Source organism: Rhizobium bangladeshense, assembly GCF_001662075.1.
GTDB lineage: Bacteria > Pseudomonadota > Alphaproteobacteria > Rhizobiales > Rhizobiaceae > Rhizobium > Rhizobium bangladeshense_B.
On sequence record NZ_LYPL01000006.1, the window covers coordinates 348,561 to 368,747 of the forward strand.

The 20,187-nt window shown below is 61.8% G+C and carries 22 protein-coding genes and 1 pseudogene; 12 read left to right on the forward strand and 11 right to left on the reverse strand.

What is annotated here, in order from left to right; translation table 11 throughout:
- Positions 1-62 precede the first annotated feature (62 nt).
- A complete protein-coding gene (locus A7X77_RS15255) occupies positions 63-710 on the reverse strand; it encodes a MarC family protein (RefSeq protein ID WP_064683707.1) in 648 nt (215 codons plus the stop codon).
- A gap of 237 nt (positions 711-947) precedes the next feature.
- Here A7X77_RS15255 and gyrA point away from each other — a divergent pair, with 237 nt between their 5' ends.
- On the forward strand, positions 948-3,770 hold the full coding sequence (gyrA, locus tag A7X77_RS15260) for a DNA gyrase subunit A (RefSeq protein WP_064683708.1): 2,823 nt from the start codon (positions 948-950) through the stop codon (positions 3,768-3,770).
- A 149-nt stretch (positions 3,771-3,919) separates the two neighbouring features.
- Here the strand turns inward: gyrA and A7X77_RS34215 are convergent, their stop codons facing one another.
- The 3 genes and pseudogenes from A7X77_RS34215 to A7X77_RS15265 all read right to left on the reverse strand — a co-directional run bounded on the left by A7X77_RS34215 (position 3,920) and on the right by A7X77_RS15265 (position 4,666).
- The gene (locus A7X77_RS34215) at positions 3,920-4,054 is read right to left on the reverse strand and encodes a hypothetical protein (RefSeq protein WP_280950336.1); all 135 of its coding nucleotides are present in this window, start codon (positions 4,052-4,054) and stop codon (positions 3,920-3,922) included.
- A 36-nt stretch (positions 4,055-4,090) separates the two neighbouring features.
- The gene (locus A7X77_RS33520; protein ID WP_197486839.1) at positions 4,091-4,246 is read right to left on the reverse strand and encodes a hypothetical protein; all 156 of its coding nucleotides are present in this window, start codon (positions 4,244-4,246) and stop codon (positions 4,091-4,093) included.
- Positions 4,247-4,376: 130 nt separating this feature from the next.
- Positions 4,377-4,666: pseudogene (locus tag A7X77_RS15265) on the reverse strand (hypothetical protein).
- Positions 4,667-4,756: 90 nt separating this feature from the next.
- On the opposite strand from A7X77_RS15265, the gene coaD reads away from it, so the two are divergent.
- The 5 genes from coaD (at position 4,757) to tgt (ending at position 8,702) form a co-directional block, all read left to right on the forward strand.
- Entirely contained in the window at positions 4,757-5,251 is a 495-nt protein-coding gene (coaD, locus tag A7X77_RS15270) for a pantetheine-phosphate adenylyltransferase (protein WP_064683709.1), read from the forward strand.
- 58 nt (positions 5,252-5,309) lie between these two features.
- Positions 5,310-5,882 (forward strand): peptidylprolyl isomerase, encoded by a 573-nt coding sequence (locus A7X77_RS15275; protein ID WP_064683710.1) that lies wholly within the window; start codon positions 5,310-5,312, stop codon positions 5,880-5,882.
- Positions 5,883-5,910: 28 nt separating this feature from the next.
- Positions 5,911-6,420: a peptidylprolyl isomerase gene (locus A7X77_RS15280; protein WP_064683711.1), complete on the forward strand. Its 510-nt coding sequence runs from the start codon at positions 5,911-5,913 to the stop codon at positions 6,418-6,420.
- 69 nt (positions 6,421-6,489) lie between these two features.
- A complete protein-coding gene (gene queA / locus A7X77_RS15285) occupies positions 6,490-7,575 on the forward strand; it encodes a tRNA preQ1(34) S-adenosylmethionine ribosyltransferase-isomerase QueA (protein ID WP_064683712.1) in 1,086 nt (361 codons plus the stop codon).
- A complete protein-coding gene (gene tgt, locus A7X77_RS15290; RefSeq protein WP_064683713.1) occupies positions 7,572-8,702 on the forward strand; it encodes a tRNA guanosine(34) transglycosylase Tgt in 1,131 nt (376 codons plus the stop codon). Before queA ends, tgt begins: the two co-directional genes overlap by 4 nt.
- A gap of 2 nt (positions 8,703-8,704) precedes the next feature.
- On the opposite strand, the gene A7X77_RS15295 is transcribed toward tgt, so the two are convergent.
- The 6 genes from A7X77_RS15295 to A7X77_RS15320 form a co-directional block, all read right to left on the reverse strand.
- Positions 8,705-9,787: an acyltransferase family protein gene (locus A7X77_RS15295; RefSeq protein WP_082928815.1), complete on the reverse strand. Its 1,083-nt coding sequence runs from the start codon at positions 9,785-9,787 to the stop codon at positions 8,705-8,707.
- Positions 9,788-10,009: 222 nt separating this feature from the next.
- Positions 10,010-10,393 carry a hypothetical protein gene (locus A7X77_RS15300; protein ID WP_064683714.1) on the reverse strand — a complete coding sequence of 128 codons (384 nt, stop codon included), beginning with the start codon at positions 10,391-10,393 and terminating at the stop codon, positions 10,010-10,012.
- A gap of 86 nt (positions 10,394-10,479) precedes the next feature.
- Entirely contained in the window at positions 10,480-10,908 is a 429-nt protein-coding gene (locus A7X77_RS15305) for a DUF4864 domain-containing protein (RefSeq protein WP_064683715.1), read from the reverse strand.
- 81 nt (positions 10,909-10,989) lie between these two features.
- A complete protein-coding gene (gene fabF, locus A7X77_RS15310; protein ID WP_064683716.1) occupies positions 10,990-12,255 on the reverse strand; it encodes a beta-ketoacyl-ACP synthase II in 1,266 nt (421 codons plus the stop codon).
- A gap of 13 nt (positions 12,256-12,268) precedes the next feature.
- Complete coding sequence (locus A7X77_RS15315; protein WP_064683717.1) at positions 12,269-12,775, reverse strand: winged helix-turn-helix transcriptional regulator; 507 nt, start codon at positions 12,773-12,775, stop codon at positions 12,269-12,271.
- Between the two features lie 147 nt (positions 12,776-12,922).
- Positions 12,923-13,111, reverse strand: coding sequence for a hypothetical protein (locus A7X77_RS15320; RefSeq protein ID WP_064683718.1), 189 nt, complete (start codon positions 13,109-13,111; stop codon positions 12,923-12,925).
- A gap of 209 nt (positions 13,112-13,320) precedes the next feature.
- Between A7X77_RS15320 and A7X77_RS15325 the strand changes: the two genes are divergently transcribed.
- From A7X77_RS15325 to A7X77_RS15350, 6 genes are all read left to right on the forward strand, one after another.
- Positions 13,321-13,716 (forward strand): hypothetical protein, encoded by a 396-nt coding sequence (locus tag A7X77_RS15325; protein ID WP_038688926.1) that lies wholly within the window; start codon positions 13,321-13,323, stop codon positions 13,714-13,716.
- Positions 13,717-13,900: 184 nt separating this feature from the next.
- Positions 13,901-14,731, forward strand: a complete 831-nt coding sequence (locus tag A7X77_RS15330) for a metallophosphoesterase family protein (protein WP_064683719.1) — start codon at positions 13,901-13,903, stop codon at positions 14,729-14,731.
- On the forward strand, positions 14,728-15,957 hold the full coding sequence (locus tag A7X77_RS15335) for an ABC transporter ATP-binding protein (RefSeq protein WP_064683720.1): 1,230 nt from the start codon (positions 14,728-14,730) through the stop codon (positions 15,955-15,957). Before A7X77_RS15330 ends, A7X77_RS15335 begins: the two co-directional genes overlap by 4 nt.
- Positions 15,950-16,873 (forward strand): carbohydrate ABC transporter permease, encoded by a 924-nt coding sequence (locus A7X77_RS15340; RefSeq protein WP_064683721.1) that lies wholly within the window; start codon positions 15,950-15,952, stop codon positions 16,871-16,873. The genes A7X77_RS15335 and A7X77_RS15340 overlap by 8 nt, the downstream gene beginning before the upstream one ends.
- Positions 16,870-17,703 carry a carbohydrate ABC transporter permease gene (locus A7X77_RS15345; RefSeq protein WP_064683722.1) on the forward strand — a complete coding sequence of 278 codons (834 nt, stop codon included), beginning with the start codon at positions 16,870-16,872 and terminating at the stop codon, positions 17,701-17,703. Before A7X77_RS15340 ends, A7X77_RS15345 begins: the two co-directional genes overlap by 4 nt.
- Before the next feature lie 25 nt (positions 17,704-17,728).
- Positions 17,729-18,994: an ABC transporter substrate-binding protein gene (locus A7X77_RS15350; protein WP_064683723.1), complete on the forward strand. Its 1,266-nt coding sequence runs from the start codon at positions 17,729-17,731 to the stop codon at positions 18,992-18,994.
- 67 nt (positions 18,995-19,061) lie between these two features.
- Here A7X77_RS15350 and A7X77_RS15355 read toward each other — a convergent pair whose 3' ends face one another.
- Positions 19,062-20,042 carry a substrate-binding domain-containing protein gene (locus A7X77_RS15355; RefSeq protein ID WP_064683724.1) on the reverse strand — a complete coding sequence of 327 codons (981 nt, stop codon included), beginning with the start codon at positions 20,040-20,042 and terminating at the stop codon, positions 19,062-19,064.
- Positions 20,043-20,187: the final 145 nt, after the last annotated feature.

Genomic DNA, 20,187 nt, shown 5'->3' on the forward strand with positions numbered 1-20,187 from the left:
GTCCTGAACGGCATCATGCTCTTCTCTGTTTTCCAGCGACGATTGCTTCCGCTGGCGCCTTTTCAGTGCGGCGTCGCGCTGATGAGATTGAGCGCTGCTTTCGCGCCATCGACGACGAATTGCGCCGCGAGCGCGGCGAGGATGACCCCGAGGAGCCGGGTCAGGATTGCCCGGCCGGTGACGCCGAGGAAGCGGTCGAGCCGTTCGGCGACGAGCAGCATCAGGAAGGTCAGCAGCAGGTTGGCGGCGATGACGCCGATCAGCTGCAGCTTTCCGATCGAGGTCGCGAGCGTCCCGGCAAGCAGGATCGTCGCCGAAATCGCGCCGGGGCCGGCGATCAGTGGCAGGGCGAGGGGAAAAACGGCGACATTTTCGATATGATCCTTGGTGATCGCCACCTCGGTCGCCTTCTCCTTGCGGTCCTGTCGCTTCTCGAAGACCATCTCGAAGGCGATCCAGAAGAGCAGCAGCCCACCGGCGATGCGAAAGGCACCGATCGAGATGCCGAGCACGCCGAGCACGCCGGCGCCGAACAAAGCGAAGACGGCGAGTATGATGAAGGCGATGGTCGAACCGCGCAGCGCCACTTGCGTGCGCTGGGCCCTGCTCATGCCGGTCGTCAACCCCAGGAACAGCGGTGCCAGCCCGGGCGGATCGATGGTGACGAGAAGCGTCGTGAAGGCGTTGATCAACTGGTCGGCGCTTGCCATCGTCTCTCCGAAAGCCCATATGGGTGCGTGATTTTCTGCAATTGTGAAGCGGGGATCTGGATTTGGCAAATATGCCGCGGGTGGCCGTTGCGGATTTGTCCGGTCCGGCCGCACAAGTCCCGTGCTTTACCCTTTTTCGGCCGCAAAAGCCTGTTCAAAACGCGCTCGGAAATTGGCGCGGGAACAGGCTTTCCGCTATAAATCTTCAAGTGATTCTAGAAGAGATCGTGATCTGTTTTGACTGAGCAAACACCCCCCGGCGGCGGGAAGCTCCCGCCAGGCATCGAGCCCATCTCCATCATGGAGGAAATGCAGCGGTCGTATCTCGATTACGCCATGAGCGTCATCGTCAGCCGCGCGCTGCCCGACGTGCGCGACGGCCTGAAGCCCGTGCACCGGCGCATCCTCTATGGCATGTCCGAGCTCGGCATCGACTGGAACAAGAAATACGTCAAATGCGCCCGCGTCACCGGCGACGTGATGGGTAAATACCATCCGCACGGCAATGCCGCGATCTATGATGCGCTCGCCCGCATGGCGCAGCCCTGGTCGCTGCGGCTGCCGCTGATCGACGGTCAGGGCAATTTCGGCTCCGTCGACGGCGATCCGCCGGCGGCCGAACGTTACACCGAATGCCGCCTCGAAAAGGCCGCCCATTCGCTGCTCGACGATCTCGACAAGGAAACCGTCGACTTCCGCGACAACTACGACGGCACGCTGTCCGAACCGGTCGTGGTTCCCGCGAAATTCCCGAACCTGCTCGTCAACGGCGCCGGCGGCATCGCCGTCGGCATGGCGACCAACATTCCGCCGCACAATCTTTCCGAAGTGATCGACGGCTGCATCGCGCTGATCAACGATCCGGCGATCGAACTGCCGGAACTGATGCAGATCATTCCCGGCCCGGATTTTCCGACGGGCGCCAAGATCCTCGGCCGCGCCGGCATCCGCTCGGCCTACGAGACCGGCCGCGGCTCGGTCATCATGCGCGGCGTCGCGACGATCGAGCCGATGCGTGGCGACCGTGAGCAGATCATCATCACCGAAATCCCCTATCAGGTGAACAAGGCGACGATGATCGAAAAGATGGCCGAACTGGTGCGCGAAAAGCGCATCGAGGGCATCTCCGACCTGCGCGACGAATCCGACCGGCAGGGCTATCGCGTCGTCATCGAGCTGAAGCGCGACGCCAATGCCGAGGTCATCCTCAACCAGCTCTATCGTTATACGCCGCTGCAGACCTCATTCGGCTGCAACATGGTGGCGCTGAACGGCGGCAAGCCGGAGCAGCTGACGCTGCTCGACATGCTGCGCGCCTTCGTCTCCTTCCGCGAAGAAGTCGTTAGCCGGAGAACAAAATTCCTGCTGCGCAAGGCGCGCGAGCGTGCCCATGTGTTGGTCGGCCTTGCCATTGCGGTGGCCAACATCGACGAAGTCATCCGCGTCATCCGCCAGGCGCCTGATCCGCAGTCGGCCCGCGAAGAACTGATGACCCGCCGCTGGCCGGCGGCAGATGTCGAAAGCCTGATCCGTCTGATTGACGATCCGCGCCATCGCATTAACGAGGACATGACGTACAACCTGTCGGAAGAGCAGGCCCGCGCCATCCTTGAGCTGCGTCTTGCCCGCCTCACGGCCCTTGGCCGTGACGAAATCGGCGACGAACTCAACAAGATCGGCGAGGAAATCCGGGATTATCTCGATATTCTGTCCTCGCGTGTCCGCATCCAGACCATCGTCAAGGATGAACTCACCGCCGTGCGCGACGAGTTCGGCACACCGCGCCGCACCGAGATCGTCGATGGCGGCCTCGAAATGGACGATGAGGATCTCATTGCCCGCGAGGACATGGTCGTCACCGTCTCGCATCTCGGTTATATCAAGCGGGTACCGCTGACCACCTACCGCGCTCAGCGCCGTGGCGGCAAGGGCCGCTCCGGCATGACCACCCGCGACGAGGATTTCGTTAGCCGGCTATTCGTGGTCAATACTCATACGCCGGTTTTGTTCTTCTCTTCGCGAGGCATCGTCTACAAGGAGAAGGTCTGGCGTCTGCCGATCGGCACACCGACCTCGCGCGGCAAGGCGCTGATCAACATGCTGCCGCTCGAACCCGGAGAGCGCATCACCACCATCCTGCCCTTGCCCGAGGACGAGGCGAGCTGGGACAATCTCGACGTCATGTTCTCGACGACGCGCGGCACGGTTCGCCGCAACAAGCTGTCGGACTTCGTCCAGGTCAACCGCAACGGCAAGATCGCCATGAAGCTCGAGGAGGAGGGCGACGAAATCCTCTCCGTCGAGACCTGCACGGAACGTGATGACGTGCTGCTGACCACCGCGCTCGGCCAGTGCATCCGCTTCTCCGTCGACGATGTTCGCGTCTTCGCCGGTCGCAACTCCATCGGCGTGCGCGGCATCAATCTCGGCGAGGGCGATCGCATTATCTCGATGACCATCGTCGGCCATGTCGATGCCGAGCCGTGGGAGCGCGCCGCCTATCTGAAGCGCTCTGCCGCCGAACGTCGCGCGACGGGCGTCGATGAAGAGGATATCGCTCTCGTCGGCGAGGAAGTCACCGAGGAGGGGCAGCTCTCCGATGAGCGTTATGAAGAGCTGAAGGCACGCGAGCAGTTCGTGCTCACCGTCTCCGAGAAGGGCTTCGGCAAGCGCTCGTCGTCTTATGACTTCCGCATCTCCGGCCGCGGCGGCAAGGGCATCCGCGCCACCGACACCTCGAAAACCGGCGAAATCGGCGAATTGGTTGCGGCCTTCCCGGTCGATGACGGCGATCAGATCATGCTGGTTTCGGATGGCGGCCAGCTGATCCGCGTGCCGGTCGGCGGCATCCGTATCGCCAGCCGCGCCACCAAGGGCGTCACTATCTTCTCGACGGCCAAGGACGAGAAGGTCGTTTCGGTCGAACGCATCAGCGAGCCGGAAGAGGATGAGACGGAGGAAGCCGTCGAGACCGCCGAAGGTGCTTCCGTTGCTGAGGAAGGTTCAGTCGGCGAAACGCCGGTTGCCGATGGTGATCCCGCCGGGCCTGCCGAGGAATGATCAGCTGAAAGGGCGGCTTCGGGCCGCCCTTTTCTTTTGGGCTTAGCCTGGCTTATCCCCAAGAAAAAAGCCGGACGCTGGGTGCATCCGGCTTTGAAGGACCCGAGGCGGCGGAAGGGTGCCGCTCTTGGGTGGGGAAGGGAGGAATGTCAGAATGCGCTATGTTTTTCGTTCAGCGCTTTCATCTCCGCGTCTTCGCGCCGGAGCGCTGAAATCGTCGAGGCCACAGACACGATGAACATCACGCTGATGAGGGCGGTGAGTACTGTCAAGATCGTGAACATAGGCATTCCTTTCCTGGGGAGTTGCGTTCTCGCCCCTCAGTACTGGCCCAGCACGGCCGCGCGGGCCGAAGCATAGGGACCATAAACCTTGGACGTATCGGCCTTCTGATCATAGAGAGCGACAGTTGCGGTGAGCATGCCCGTGACCATTACCATCCAGAGCACGTTAATCATCGTAATCTTGCCGGGCATGTTTAGTCCTTCCTGCCGCGCTAATCGCATCTATGGGTCGGTTGAGTGAACGCATCCGTTTGAAAATGGTTCCGTCGGATGTTGAGGGGTGTTTACCAATGGCGATCTGAAGCCTCCTTGAATGTCTCGTTCATCTGGCGTTCAGATTCGAGACCCGGTTTTGTTCGCGCAGCCGGCCCTGGGCGCGCACGATCGCTGCATGTTCGGCAAGCTCCGGCCGCACCCAGCTCACCTCGTAGCGATCGGCGAAAAAGCCATAGGCCATTTCGGCGGCGAGAGAGAAAAGGACGGCAAGCGCAACGAGCACGATCAGCATGAACATGGTCTTTCGGGGAACGCCGGATGTCGGAATGGCATCGGCTGCCTTGATGATCCAGTTAAGCAGGTTCTGTCTGAAACAGCCTTGAATGGCACGTTCATTCGCCGTTCAGCCGTAGGAAACGGCGGGGCAAATCACTTGCGGCAAGGCAGCATCCATGACAAAAGGCGTCAAACCAACGGCTGAGCTAGATGACGACAGCGTTCTATCCTGGGTCCTTCGACCCAATCACCAACGGACATGTGGATGTTCTGGTCCAGGCCCTGAACGTCGCCGAAAAGCTGATCGTCGCGATCGGCATCCATCCCGGCAAGGCACCGCTCTTTTCGTTCGACGAGAGAGCCGAGCTGATCCGCCTCTCCCTGGCGCAAGCGCTGCCCGGCAAGACCGGCGACATCACTGTCGTCGCCTTCGACAATCTGGTCGTCGATGCCGCCCGTGCCCATGGCGCAACGCTTTTGATCCGCGGCCTTCGCGACGGTACCGACCTTGATTACGAAATGCAGATGGCCGGCATGAACAGGGCGATGGCGCCCGACATCCAGACCATCTTTTTGCCGGCGGGCACGGCTTCGCGGCCCATTACCGCCACATTGGTCCGCCAGATCGCCGCCATGGGCGGCGATGTCAGCGCTTTCGTGCCGGCCGCCGTCTTGCAAGCCCTCACATCCAAGCGCCCAAACTAGCAAGTAAAAAGTCTAGCAAACGCAAAGACCAGGCGGAACTCGCCGCAACGGAGCCCATATGAAACTCTTTTATCTCGCATTTGCCGGCGTGCTCTATCTGGCCTCCTTCGCCGGGGATGCCTTTGCCCAGGCGGCCGATCACTATCTCACCATCCAGCTGAAGAACGGCCCTGTCGTCATCCAGTTGATGCCTGATGTCGCGCCGAAGCACGTTGCCCAGATCGAGGCGCTGGCCAAGAAGGGCGAATACGACAATGTCGGCTTCCACCGTGTTATCGACGGCTTCATGGCCCAGACCGGCGACGTCAAATATGGCAACATGGAAAAGGGCTTCGATGCCAGCCTGGCCGGCACCGGCTCCTCCGATCTGCCCGATATTCCGGCTGAGTTCTCCAGGACCCCGTTCGTGCGCGGCACGGTCGGCATGGCCCGCTCCCAGGATCCGAATTCCGCCAATTCGCAGTTCTTCATCATGTTCGCCGACGGTTCCTTCCTGAACGGCCAGTATACCGTCGTCGGCAAGGTCGTTTCCGGCATGGAGAATGTCGACAAGATCAAGCGCGGCGAAGGCCAGAACGGCGAAGTCAAAAATCCCGACCGGATGATCAAGGTCACCCTGGGCAAGAAGTAAGTTACGAGACAAACAAGAGGAGAAGGCAATGGCCGAGATCAAGGATCCCGAAAACACCATCATTCTGGAAACCACCAAGGGCAAGGTTGTCATTCAGCTGCTGCCGCAGGTCGCCCCGGAGCACGTCGCCCGCATCAAGGAACTCGCCCGTGAGAAGGCCTATGACGGCGTCGTCTTCCATCGCGTCATTCAGGATTTCATGGCCCAGACGGGTGATGTCGAATATGGCAAGAAGGGTTCCGAAACCTTCAATCCCGGCCGCGCCGGCATGGGCGGCTCCTCCAAGCCGGACCTGAAGGCTGAATTCTCCGCGACTTCGCATATTCGCGGCACCTGCTCGATGGCCCGTTCGCAGAACCCGAACTCGGCCAACTCGCAGTTCTTCATCTGCTTCACCGACGCGCCGTGGCTGAATAAGCAGTATTCCGTCTGGGGCCAGGTGATCGAAGGCATGGACAATGTCGACAAGATCAAGCGCGGCGAACCGGTTTCCGATCCGGACTCGATCGTCTCCATGCGGGTTGCCGCCGACGTCTGATTGTGATTTCTGCTGGAACCCGCCCTTGCGCGAAAGCGCGGGGGCGGGTTTCGCTTTGAAAGTGCTCTTATGCGCGTAGACCTTTTCGATTTCGATCTGCCCGATGAACGCATCGCGTTGCGGCCCGCCGAACCGCGCGATAGCGCGCGCTTACTGATCGTCGATCCCCATGCGGAAAGCGCGCTCTCGGATCATCACGTTTACGATCTGCCGTCGTTTCTGCGCGCCGGTGACGCGCTCGTCTTCAACGATACCAAGGTCATTCCCGCCCAGCTCGAAGGCATCCGCCATCGCGACGGCGCCGGCAGCCAGCAGGTGTCGGCAACGCTGCATATGCGCGTCGGCCCCAGCCGCTGGAAGGCCTTTGCCAAGCCCGGCAAACGCATCAAGGAGGGCGACCGCATCGCCTTCGGCCATTCCGGTGAAAGCTGCTTCCTCGGCTCGCTCGATGCCACCGTCGAGGAAAAGGGCGAGGCCGGCGAAGTGACGCTCGCATTCGATCTGTCCGGCCCCGCCCTCGACGAGGCGATCGCTGCCGTCGGCCATATTCCGCTGCCGCCCTATATCGCCGCCAAACGTCCCGAGGACGAGCGCGACCGCGCCGATTACCAGACGATCTATGCTCGCGAGGAGGGCGCCGTCGCCGCCCCCACCGCCGGCCTGCATTTCACGCCTGATCTGTTTGCGGCGTTGGATAAGGCCGGCATCGAGCGCCATTTCGTCACGCTGCATGTCGGGGCCGGCACCTTCCTGCCGGTCAAGGCCGACGATACCGACGATCACAAGATGCATCTCGAAAGTGGTTATGTCAGCGGTGAAATCGCCGCCCGGCTGAATGCCGTCAAGGCAAGGGGCGGGCGTATCGTCTGCGTCGGCACGACTTCGCTGCGGCTGATCGAAAGCGCGGCCGGGGAAAGCGGAGAGATCAAGCCCTGGTCCGGCGCCACCGGTATCTTCATCACACCCGGCTACCGTTTCAAGGCGGTCGACATTCTGATGACCAATTTCCACCTGCCGCGCTCGACCCTTTTCATGCTGGTCTCGGCCTTCTCAGGCTTCGAAACCATGCACGCCGCCTATGAATATGCCATTTCGACAGGCTACCGCTTCTACTCCTACGGCGACGCGAGCCTTCTTTTCCGGAAAGACAAATGACCGAGAACTTCCAATTCACCTTGAAGAAGACCGATGCCGGAGCGCGCCTCGGCGAAATCTCCATGCCGCGCGGCGAAATCCGCACGCCGGCCTTCATGCCTGTCGGAACGGTCGGTACCGTCAAGGCCATGTATCTCGACCAGGTGCGCGAGACCGGCGCCGACATCATCCTCGGCAATACCTATCACCTGATGCTGCGCCCGACCGCCGAACGCGTCGCCCGTCTGGGCGGCCTGCACAAGCTCATTCGCTGGGAACATCCGATCCTGACGGATTCCGGCGGCTTCCAGGTCATGTCGCTCTCCGGCCTGCGCAAGCTCGACGAGCAGGGCGTCACCTTCAAATCGCATGTCGACGGCAGCCTGCATCACATGTCGCCGGAGCGCTCCATCGAAATTCAAGGGCTGCTCGGCTCCGATATCCAGATGCAGCTCGACGAATGCGTGGCGCTGCCGGCCGAGCCGAAGGAGATCGAGCGCGCCATGGAGATGTCGCTGCGCTGGGCCGAGCGCTGCAGGGTCGCCTTCGGCGAGCAGCCAGGCAAGGCGATGTTCGGCATCGTCCAGGGCGGTGACATTCCGGCGCTGCGCATCCGCTCGGCCGAGGCGCTGAGCCAGCTCGACCTCAAGGGTTATGCCGTCGGCGGTCTTGCCGTCGGCGAGCCGCAGGACGTCATGCTGCGGATGCTGGAAACGACGCTGCCGGTGCTACCTTCGGAAAAGCCGCGTTACCTCATGGGCGTCGGCACGCCTGACGACATCCTGAAATCGGTCGCCCGCGGCATCGACATGTTCGACTGCGTGATGCCGACCCGTTCCGGCCGCCACGGTCTCGCCTTCACCCGCCGCGGCAAGGTCAATATCCGCAATGCCCGCCACGCGGAGGACATGCGCCCGCTCGACGAGCAATCGAACTGCCCGGCCTCGCGCGATTATTCGCGTGCCTATCTGCACCATCTCGTCCGCGCCAACGAGGCGCTCGGCGGCATGCTGCTCTCCTGGCACAACCTCGCCTATTACCAGGAACTGATGCAGGGCATTCGCAAGGCGATCGACGAAGGCCGCTTCGCCGATTTCATGGCGGAAACGATGGCGGAATGGGCAAGGGGCGATCTCGACCCGGTGTAAGACTAGCTCGCTCCCGCGCGGCGCTCCGCGGGAACCTCAGATGCTGGTCTCGGCACGACCATTGTTTTGAGCTTTTTGCGCACTGGCTCGTCGAAGTGAATGGCGACGATGCCGGCCATGATGAAAATCGCGATCACGACGACCATACCGGCGCCTGGGGAGGCCGGGAGGTCCAAGCCCTTTTGCCGCAGTAGATGAAGCAACTCGAAGATGGGCGCGTGGAGGATATAAATCGGGTAGGAAACGATCCCCAGCCAGCGGAATGCCAGCTCGACAAGGCCAGTCTGCCTCGTGCGCATTGCGACCCAGACAATCGCCGGGAAAATCGTCAGGCATATTAGAAGATCAAAATAGGGAAGGCCGTAGAATGTGCTCGCGGGTATATTCGTGATCACAATAAGGCAACCACAGAGGAGAATGCCGATGGTATTTCCTCTATTGACCGCATTCGGCGGCCGTACCTCGTACAACCTGTGAAGGCAGATCCCGAGCGAGAACGAGAACAAAATTCTCGAGAAGCCAAATCCGAAGTAGCCCGCCTGATGGCCAATGTCGAAATTGCCTCCAAGCGCTCCGTACAAGGTGATACCCGCTGCTCCGAGGGCGATGGCGAGCAAGATTCTGGACGATAGTCGTACCAGAAGAACGGAAAACAGCACTCCAGCCCAGAGTTCGAAGAAGAGCGACCAACTCGGCCCGTTTAACGGAAAGGCGCCCCCCGTGCCCGCGTTTGGAATGAACAGAATCGCCCTCAGCAGAAGGCCGGCGAGGGTAAGATAATCGAAGCCGAATTGAATTGTATAGCTGACAAGGCCGACAGGAAGAGAAAGCAGATAAACAGGATAGAGCCGAATGATACGTTGCAGCAAAAATCCGGCAGGCGAGATCTGTCCCGTTGCCAGTTGCCTTTCGTATGAATTTGCAAGAACGACGCCGCTCAAAAGAAAGAAGAGGTCCACGGCGAGATAGCTGATATTCCCCGGTATCGGACCGAGCGTGCCGCCAGTATGCAGGAACATGACCATGATGGCCGCGATTCCCCGCAACGCTTCAAGAGCCGTGAAATATCGCTTTCCAGTATTCAACCTGCCAATCCCCCGCTGGCGGTTTTTTACTCCAGCACGATTTCAAAATAGTTAGTGCAAGGAATCAGTGCTGCATTGTTGATCCAGCCAAGAACAGCACATCAGATGCCGTTGCTGTTGGCATCCGGCATGATCGGCACGCCGCTATTCCGGAACTGACGCAGGATCCGCAAGGCGATCGCTGAAGACCGCTTCGTCCTCCACCTTGGTGCGCTCGGTCAATCAGCGGGTGGGGGTGCAACTTCCGACATCGGCCGGTTTGACGCGGCCGGCCTGAAGATCGCTCCATTGCGGTATGGACGGATCAGGGCCACCGATCGATGCCTCAAACGCGGCACGGTCCAGCATGACCAGCCGTCCGCTTGAAAGGATGCTCACCATCTCCTTCTTGCTCACATAAGCCAGGCTGGCATCCAGCCGGCAGAAGAACTGCTTGCTGCCGTTCGAGACGACCCAGCCGTAGCCGCCGTGCTTTCCTTTGGTGAGTTTACCGATGGCGTAGCCCTGCTGTGCGAGCTTAGAAAAGGATTCCGCCTGCGCCGCACCTGGCACGGTGGAAAGGCTGATGATGAGCGCTGCGAGCGACCGCGTGAAGGAAATAGGCATTGAGGTTTACCCTGGCAGAAAAACATCAGTTCTCTACGTGCTGGGGATGCAGAGCACAACTTTAATCTGAGAAAATACGCAATAGTCTAGATGCCTTTGCTGTCGGCATCCGGCATGATCTGCACGCCGTTGATCCGGTAGCTGCCATCCGGCTGGCGGGTTATCTGGTAGACCGCCGTCCAGTCCTTGCCGTCGCGGCCTGATATCAGCACCTCGTGGTAGATCAGCGCGCCGTTGTCGATCGAGCGGCTGCGGCCGAAGGCGTAGTTGCCGGGGTGATAGACCGGCTCGTAGCTCTTCTTGACCATGGAGAAGAACAGGTTCTTGTCGGGATACATCGCCTTGATACCGGGAGCGGCGAAGGAATAGGCGGTCTCGGCATCGTCCTTGAGGAAGGCTTTGATCTGGTTTTCGATCATCGTCCGCGTCGTGTCGATCGGATCTTCGGCGCGGGCCGAGACGATGGAGAGGAGGGACGCGGCACACAGAATGACAACTGCGAAGAAGGCGCGCATTGGTTGATCTCCAGCTCTATCGGGGAATGATCCCCGATGGAGTGGAAGTGTAGGCCATTTCCAGCGCAAGGAAAGCGGACTTTACGACCAGCGCCGGAAGAGGGCGCTGGCATTCACCCCGCCAAAACCGAAACCGTTGGTGATGGCGTAGTCCATCGCCAGCGTTCGCGCCGTCTTGCCGACGATATCGATGCCGTCGGCATCAGGATCGGCTTCATCGAGGTTGCGGGTCGGTGGCGCGATCTGGTCGCGCAGCGCCAGGATGGTGAAGATTGCCTCCAGCCCGCCGGCGGCCCCGAGCAGATGGCCGGTCGCCGATTTCGTCGCGCTGACGGCGATGGCGCCATCGCGGCCGAAGACGGTGCCGATCGCGGCGATCTCGCCTTTGTCACCGACCGGCGTTGAAGTGGCGTGCGCGTTCAGGTGTTTGACCTCGGAAGCAGGGATCTTCGCCTGCCTGAGCGCGGCCTCCATGGCCCGGCGCGCGCCGTCGCCGTCCTCGGGACCTGCGGTCATGTGGTAGGCATCCGCCGCCGTGCCGTAGCCGACGAGTTCGGCAAGTGGCGTCGCCCCGCGGGCGAGCGCATGTTGGAGCGTCTCGATCACCAAAATACCGGCGCCTTCGCCCATGACGAAACCGTCGCGGGCCGTGTCGAAGGGGCGCGAGGCCAGCTCCGGCGTCTCGTTGAAGCCGCTGGAAAGGGCACGCGCAGCGGCAAAGCCGCCAAGGCTCACCTTGTCGATGCAAGCCTCGGCGCCGCCGCAGATCGCCACATCAGCCTCGCCCGAGCGGATCAGCCGCGCCGCATCGCCGATCGCCTGGACGCTGGCAGCGCAGGCCGTTACCGGTGCGCCGAGCGGCCCCTTGAAGCCGTAGCGGATGCTGACCTGGCCGGCCGCGAGGTTGACGAGGAAGGAGGGCACGGTGAACGGCGACAGCCGCCGCACGCCGCGCGCCTCACCGATCCGCACCGCTTCAGCAATGGCCGGAAAGCCACCGACGCCGGAGGCGATGATCGTCGCGGTGCGTTCGCGCTCACCTTCGTCGGTCGGCATCCAGCCTGCCTGCTTCACCGCTTCTTCCGTCGCCGCCATGGCGAAATGGATAAAGCGGTCCATCTTCTTCTGGTCCTTGGGTGTGATGTAGCGGTCGGGGTCGAAGCCGGCCTCGACATCCTCGGTGATACCGGGAACGATACCGCCGACCTTGGCCGCGAGTTCGCCGACGACATCCTCGGGCAGTGCCCTCAGACCGGAGGCGCCGCCGACAAGGCGTTTCCAGGCGGGCTCGACGCCGGTGCCGAGCGGCGAGACAAGTCCCATGCCGGTAACAACAACGCGGTCCATGATATTTTCCTTTCTATGCGTCAATGCCGAGATACCAGGCGCGCATGCGGGCGATCCGCGCGCGCACCGCGTCATCGGCTGCAGGGCCTGCAATCAGGCCGGTGTTTTCGGGTGTCACTTGTTCACCGGTCTGCGCGTCGACCAGCATGGTCTCGCGCGTTCTGCCGGAGGCTGCATCGCTAAGAAGAAAGGCGAGATCCTCTTCCGGAATATGGCGGCTTCCCCAGGAAAACAGCGCCATCAGCACCGGAAAGAAATCGCGGCCCTTCTCCGTCAGCAGATATTCGTAGCGGGCAGGGCGCTGCTGATAGAGCCGCCGTTCGAACAGACCCTGATCCGTAAGGTGTTTGAGCCGCCGCGTCAGGATGTTCGGAGCCACGCCAAGGCTTTTCTGGAATTCATCGAAGCGCGACAGCCCCTGGAAGGCATCACGCAGGATCAGAATGCTCCACCAGTCGCCGACGCTGTCGAGCGCGCGTGCTGCCGGGCATTTGAAGTGACTGAAGCTCGTCCGTTGCATGATGATAGTCACTACAGCAGCGACTATCATCATGCAAGTTACTTCTGTCGCGTACCGCTTTTGACAAAAACCAGCGCGCGGTTGCGGGTGATGCGCATGCCAGTTGAGCGGCAAACAGCAGGGCGTCCCACTTCTCCCAGAGGAATCTCAGGCGAAGCCGAGTGGCAGGTTTTCCAGTTTCCTGTCGGCGCCGTAATCGCGCTCATGCGGCGAGCGGCGGCGGTCGTCGCGGCGCGAGGAAAGGTCGATACGGTTTTCGGCGAAGATCCCGTCAGGATAGGTGCCGGTATCATGGCAATCGGCGTCGGTCTTCGGAGCAAGGATTTTCAAGATCATCGGGGTTCCTCCACGGCGCAGATCAACACTCGGAAAGGCCGCATTGTTCCAACTATAGAAGCTGAATTATTAATAAATTAACCATAAATATCGGTCGAGGGTAAGCCACTGCAACCTCGGCGCGGCATGCGTCTCCGATTGAAATGGTATTGCCGCGGGAACTCCTGATGTTGATCGCCGTTGATCCGGCATGAACACAGGAGGTTTCCATGCAGTTGATTGATACACGCGTGACGCAGTCCGGCGACTTCTTCACCGTCGAATTCCTGGGCGAGGGAGGAGAATCGGTTTCCGTCAAAATCGATAATTCCCATGGCGAACTCGACAGCTCGACGGCGCTCGACCACGCCAAGGTGATGATGGTTCAGTTGACCGCCTTTCCCGGCCGCGGCGCAGACGGCAGCATCAACCGTTACGACGCCTTGAGCAACGGCAACTTCGACGAAGGCAGCAAGGGTTTGAAAGGTCAGCCGAGCGCACGTTCGACCCATGACAGTGAAACGCTGGAAGAGGAGCTGAACGAAGGCCTCGAAGATAGCTTTCCAGCAAGCGACCCCGTTTCGGCAACCGTGTCGTCAATTCCCGCCACCGCGCCGCGGCACTGACCTCCGCGGACCCTGCCGCTGGCCGCCCCATTCTCGTGGGCGGTCTGCGCCTGCATGACGGATTGATGTCAAAACTGAAAAACAGCTGAAAACCGCGGATGCCTGTTTGACATGGGAGCCTTCTAGAGAGGGTCCGAGAAGGGAGCGTCAGTGACGCGCTTCCAGGTCTCGGAGACGCGCCCTCATGAAAATCATTCAGATCACCGACACCCATTTCAGCCCGAGTAAACCGCATTTCAACGGCAATTGGGCGCCGCTTTTAAACTGGATCGAAGCGACCGGCGCCGATCTGATCGTCCATACCGGTGATCTCACCGTCGACGGCGCCGACAAGGACGAGGACATCACCTTCTCGATGGATCTGATGCGCCAAGTGTCGATCCCGATGCTGATCGTTCCCGGCAATCACGATGTCGGTCACTTCAGGGAAACCGAGCAGCCTGTCAATGCCGAGCGGCTGGCCCGCTGGCGCAGCCTTGCCGGTGACGATCGCTGGCTCGAGGATGCGGCCGGCTGGCGCTTCATCGGCTTGAATTCGCTGCTTCTCGGTCATGAGGATGATGAGGAAGAGGCCCAGTTCGAATGGCTCGCCCAGGCGCTTGAAGACAGGGCAGGACGGCGCGCGGCTCTCTTCGCGCATAAGCCTCTGTTCGTCGATACACCCGATGAAGGCGATACCGGCTACTGGAGCGTTCGCCCGGCTCAGCGCCGGCGGCTTTATGATCTGATCGCAGCCCATGACGTGGCGCTGTTTGCCAGCGGCCACCTTCACTGGGCCTGGCAGGGTCGCTTCGACAACACCCAGCTGACGTGGGGCCCGTCGGCTGCCTTCATCATCGACAAGATGGAGCGCGAGATGCCGGGCGAGCGCCTGATCGGCGCCGTTGTCCACGAGTTCGATATATCGGTCGAAAGCCAGATCGTCGCCGTTCCCGGCATGACCGCGCATGTGCTCGACGATGTCGTGCTCGAGGTCTATCCGCAGGCGGTCAAGCAGCGGGAACCTGTCGAATGAGCGCGCTCTCGCTTCGCGGCATCATCAAGGCCTTCGGCGGCAACCCGATCCTCAACGGCGTCAGCCTCGATGTCGGGGCCGGTGAATTCATCGCCCTGGTCGGCCCCTCGGGCTGCGGCAAGAGCACGCTCTTGCGCGTCCTTGCCGGCCTCGATCATGCCGATAGCGGCGAAATCCTGATCGGCGGGAACGACATGTCCGGTGTGGCGGCCGCCGAGCGCAACATCGCCATGGTCTTTCAGTCCTACGCGCTCTATCCGCATCTGACGGCGTTTCAGAACATCGCCGTGCCGCTGGCGATGCGCCGGCTGTCGAGGACGCAGCGGCTGCCTTTCATCGGATCGCTGATCCCGGGCCAGCGCGCCACCCGTGCGGCGATCGCCCGCGACGTCCGCGATATGGCGACCTCGCTGAAGATCGACCATCTGCTCGACCGCAAACCCGGCCAGATGTCGGGCGGCCAGCGCCAACGCGTGGCGCTCGCCCGGGCCATGGTGCGCCAGCCGAGCATCTTCCTGATGGATGAGCCGCTGTCCAACCTCGACGCCAACCTGCGCGTTCACGCCCGAGGCGAAATCGTCGACCTGCATCGCCGTGCCGGCGTGCCGACGCTCTATGTCACCCATGACCAGGCAGAAGCGCTGTCGATGGCCGACCGCGTCGCCGTAATGATGGGCGGCCGGCTGCTGCAAATCGCGAGCCCTCAGGTGATCTATGACGATCCGGCCCATATCGAGGTCGCCCGCTTCATCGGCCAGCCGCGCATCAACCTGCTTCCGGCCTTTGCCGAAGGCGGCGTCATCCTCTGCGGCGGCCTGCGGCTGACGCTTGAAAATGCACTCGCCGGGAACATGCCGGTTACGCTCGCCATTCGCCCCGAATTCGTCTTTCTTTCCAAGAACCGACATGACGGCCTTGCCACCCGGATCGAACGCGTCGAATTCCTGGGGTCCGAGGTTATCCTCCATTGCCGGCTCGATGCGATCGGCGAGACCGTCATCGCCAAGGTACAGCCGTCCGAAGCCTCCGGGCTTGCGGCCGGCGATGCCGTGGGACTGCGACTGTCGCCCGGCCGGACGCTGATCTTTGCCGAGGACGGCAGCCGGCTGGCCGGCTTCGTCGCCGGCGGCGATGCCGGGCTCAGCTCCGCTGATGCCGGGCTCAGCGCTGCTGATGCCGGGCTCGCTGGCGCTTCCGATGCCCAGCGGGAGAGGGCGCATGGCTAGTACCGCCTCACTGGCCATCCCCGATCATTCCGCCCTTGCTCATCGCCGCAGTGAGGCCCGCATCGCCTGGATGCTGGTGCTGCCGGCGATGATCCTGCTTTTTCTCTTCGTGCTGTTGCCGGTCGCGGCTGTCGTCGTGCTCGGCTTTACCGATTTCGAACTCGGCTACGGCAAGTTTCGCTTCGTCGGCTTCGAGAATTACGCTCACCTGATCACCGACCGCACCTTCCGCAAGTCGCTATGGAATACGACGGTCTATACGGCAATCGTGGCGCCGGTCTCGATCCTGCTCGGTCTCTGCATCGCCTTGCTGATCGAGAGCGAGACCGCGGCCCGCAGCTTTTTCCGGACCGCCTATTTCCTGCCGGTTGCCTCGCTGATCGTCGCCATGGCGACCGTCTGGCAATATATGTTCCACCCGACGATCGGCCCGCTCAACGCGCTGCTGTCATTCGTCGGCCTGGCCGGTCCGAATTGGCTGGGCAGCTCGGGCACGGTGCTCTACAGCCTGTCGATCATCGGCGTCTGGCAATCAGCCGGCTTCAACATGGTGCTGTTTCTGGCCGGTCTGACAGCGATCCCGCGCGAGCTTTACGCCGCGGCCGAAGTTGACGGCGCCAGATCCTCCTTCGATCGCTTCCTGCTGGTGACCTGGCCGATGCTCGGGCCGACGACGCTCTTCGTCATCACCATTAGCATCACCAATGCGGTCAAGGTCTTCGAGACTGTCAAAACGCTGACCGAGGGCGGCCCGAACAAGGCGTCTGAAGTGCTGCTCTTCACGATCTACCAGGAGGGTTTCGTCTACCTACGCGTCGGTTATGCCTCGGCGATGACCGTGGTCTTCCTGCTGATCCTCGTGGTGCTGATGTTCCTGCAATACCGCATTCTCGATCGCCGGGTGCATTATACATGACGAGCGCATTTTCCCTTGGCAGGATCATCCGCCTGACGCTGCTTTCGCTGGGCGCAATCATCTTCCTGTCGCCCTACGTCTTCATGATCTCGGCGGCGGGCAAGACGCAGAGCGACATCTTTACCTCGTCGCTGTCGCTCATCCCGGCGCATCTCGCCTATGCCGAGAATTTCACCAAGGCCTTGAGCCGGGTGCCGATGGCGCGGCTCCTGTGGAACGGCGTCGTCGTCTGCGGGCTGATCTTCTCCTTTCAGGTGCTGGTGGCCATCCCCTGTGCCTATGCCATGGCGAAGCTGCGTTTCGGCGCGGCGCGGGCCATGATGGTGCTGGTCATGCTCGGACTTCTCGTGCCGATCCATGCCACGGCGCTGACGCTCTATGTCGCCTTCGACCGGGCCGCGCTGCTCAACAGCTATGCCGCCCTGGTCGCGCCTTTTACGATTTCGGTCTTCGCGATCTTCATGTTCCTGCAGTTCTTCCGTGCCATGCCTGACGACCTCATCCATGCTGCACGCCTCGACGGCATGTCGGAGCTCGGCATCGTCGCCCGCGTCATCGTGCCGAATGCCTGGCCAGCCGTCACCGCCTTCGCCATCTTCTCGGTCGTCGCCCACTGGAACGATCTCTACTGGCCGTTGATCGTCATCAGCAAGCAGGACTATGCCACGCCGCCGCTCGGGCTGATGTATTTCCGCGCCGCCGAGGCCGGCGACGACTACGGCGCACTGATGGCGGCGACCCTCATCATAACCCTTCCCCTCGTCGCCGCCTTCCTGCTTGCGCAGAAGCGTTTCGTCGAGGGCATCACCATGACCGGTCTGAAAGGCTGACCGGCTTCAACCAGGAGAACGAGCGATGAAACATATCACCCAGATTCTCGCCGCAGCGGCCGTATCGATGGCAATCGCGCTTCCCGCGCATGCCGAGACGACGCTGACGGTTCACTACCCGATGCCGGGTTTCTTCAAGGACGTTATGGACACGATCTCGAAGAAGTTCATGGCTGAGAACCCCGATATCAAGATCCAGTTCGCCAGCCCCTCGGCCACCTATGAAGAAGGCATCCAGACGATCCTTCGCCAGGCCGGCACCAGCGAAATGCCCGATATCACCTTCATCGGCCTGAACCGCCTGCGCATGCTCGACGAACGCGATGTCGCCGTCGACCTCGGCCCGCTCGTCAAGAAGGACGGCAACATGGCCGAGCAGGGCTTCTCCGACACGATCCTCAAGCTCGCCCAGGTCAAAGGCAAGCAGGTTGGCCTCGCTTTCGCGACCTCCAACCCGATCATGTATTACAACGCCGATCTCGTGAAGGCGGCCGGCGGCGATCCCGACAATCCGCCGAAGACCTGGGATGAGGTCATTGCGCTCGGCGGCAAGATCAAGGCGCTCGGCAACGGCGTCGACGGCATCGATTTCCGCTGGCAGGGCGACGACTGGATGTTTTCGGCGCTGCTCTTCGGCGCCGGCGGCAAGATGCTGAGCGATGACGAAAGCAAGGTCGCCTTCAACGGCCCGGAAGGTCAGAAGGCCGTCGAGGTCCTGCATCGTCTGGTCACCGAGGGCGGCATGCCGGTCTTCACCAAGCCCGCCGGCGAACAGGCTTTCGCCGCCGGCAAGGTCGGTTTCGAATTCCAGACCACAGGCGCGCTGCGCAACACGATCAAGAATGTCGGCAATAAATTCGATCTGCGCACCGCCAAGATCCCGCTGATCGATCCGGTGAACGGCCGCCTTCCCACAGGCGGTAATGCCGTCGTCATCCTGACCCATGACGCCGCCAAGCAGGACGCCGCCTGGAAATTCGCCAAATTCGCCGCCGGCCCTTACGGCGCCTCGGTCGTTGTGCCCGGCACCGGTTATGTCCCGAACAACGAGCTTGCCGCCAAGTCGCCCGAATATCTCGGCGATTTCTACAAGCAGAACCCGCTGTTCCAGGCTGGCCTCAGCCAGATGCCGGTCATGATCCCCTGGTATGCCTTCCCCGGCTCGAACGGCGTCAAGGTCACCCAGACAATCGTCGACAATCTTTCGCGCATCGTCGACCAGTCGGCCGAGCCGAAGGAAGCGCTCGACGATGCAGCCGCCGATGTCGAAGGCATGCTGCCGCGCAGCTGATCGTTTTCCGCGTCAGAAGAAGGGGCCGCCACGCCGAGCGCGCGGCGGCCTTTTATCTCCGGGTGGTTTAGATGGCGCGCACCGTGCCGCCGCGGCGCAGCGTATAGGCGACGTCGAGGTGGCGGGCAGGGGCGGCATTCTCCGCCATGTCGAGCAGTAGCGAGGCGGCCGTCGCGCCCATGCTGGCATCCGGCATTTCGATGGTCGTCAGCGGCGGATCGATCAGCCGGCCGATGGCGATGCCGTCGAAGCCGGCGACCGAAACATCCCCCGGCACCGACAGCCCCTCGCGCTTCAGCGCGCCGATGACGCCGAGCGCCAGAAGATCGTTGGAGGCGATGATCGCCGTCGGCGAAAGCGAGGTCATCGCCGCACTGAGATCGAGCTGGTCATAGCCGCCGACGAAGGAGATCTGGATCGCGTCGAGCGGCGTCAGGCCGTTCTCGGCCATGGCGTCGAGGTAACCCTGGTAGCGAAGACGAGCGCGATCGGAGGCGGCGAAATTGCCGGAGAGAAAGAGAATGTGGCGGTGGCCCATGCCGATCAGGAACGTCGTGATCTCCCGGCCGGCGCCGCGATTGTCGGCGGTGACGGCCGCCGGAAACTGAGCCGTCGGGAGGTTGTTGAGAAGCACGGTCGGCGGCAGCTTGGGGAGCAGCGCCTCGCTCGTCGACGGGTCGCAGACGGTGAGGATCAGCCCGGTCGGCCGGTCATTCAGAAGTGCGGCGACGGCATCGGCCTCGCGTGCCGGATCGTAATTCGACTGGGCGATCAACACCCCATGGCCGGCGACGAGCATGCGGTTCTGGATGCTCGACAGCGACGAGGCAAAGACCGGATTGGTGATGCTCGGGATCAAGACGCCGATTACCGGTCTGCGCCCGAGCCGCCCGACAGCATGGCCAGCCGGGCGATAACCGAGTTCGGCGGCGGCACGGCGCACCTTGCGCACCATCAGATCGCTGGCCGGTCCGTTGCGATTGAGAACCCGGCTTGCCGTCGCCAGCGAACATCCTGCCCGGAATGCGACTTGCTGTAATGTCGCCATCGAATGCGTCCTTTTGTTCACAGCGTCGAAGCGCAATCCTTTAGTCGGGCTCGATGACAGTGATCTGACAATTGACGAGATGTGGGGAATTCCATCGGGAATGACGATGTCCATTGCCATCATAATATTTAAATATCAACAGCTT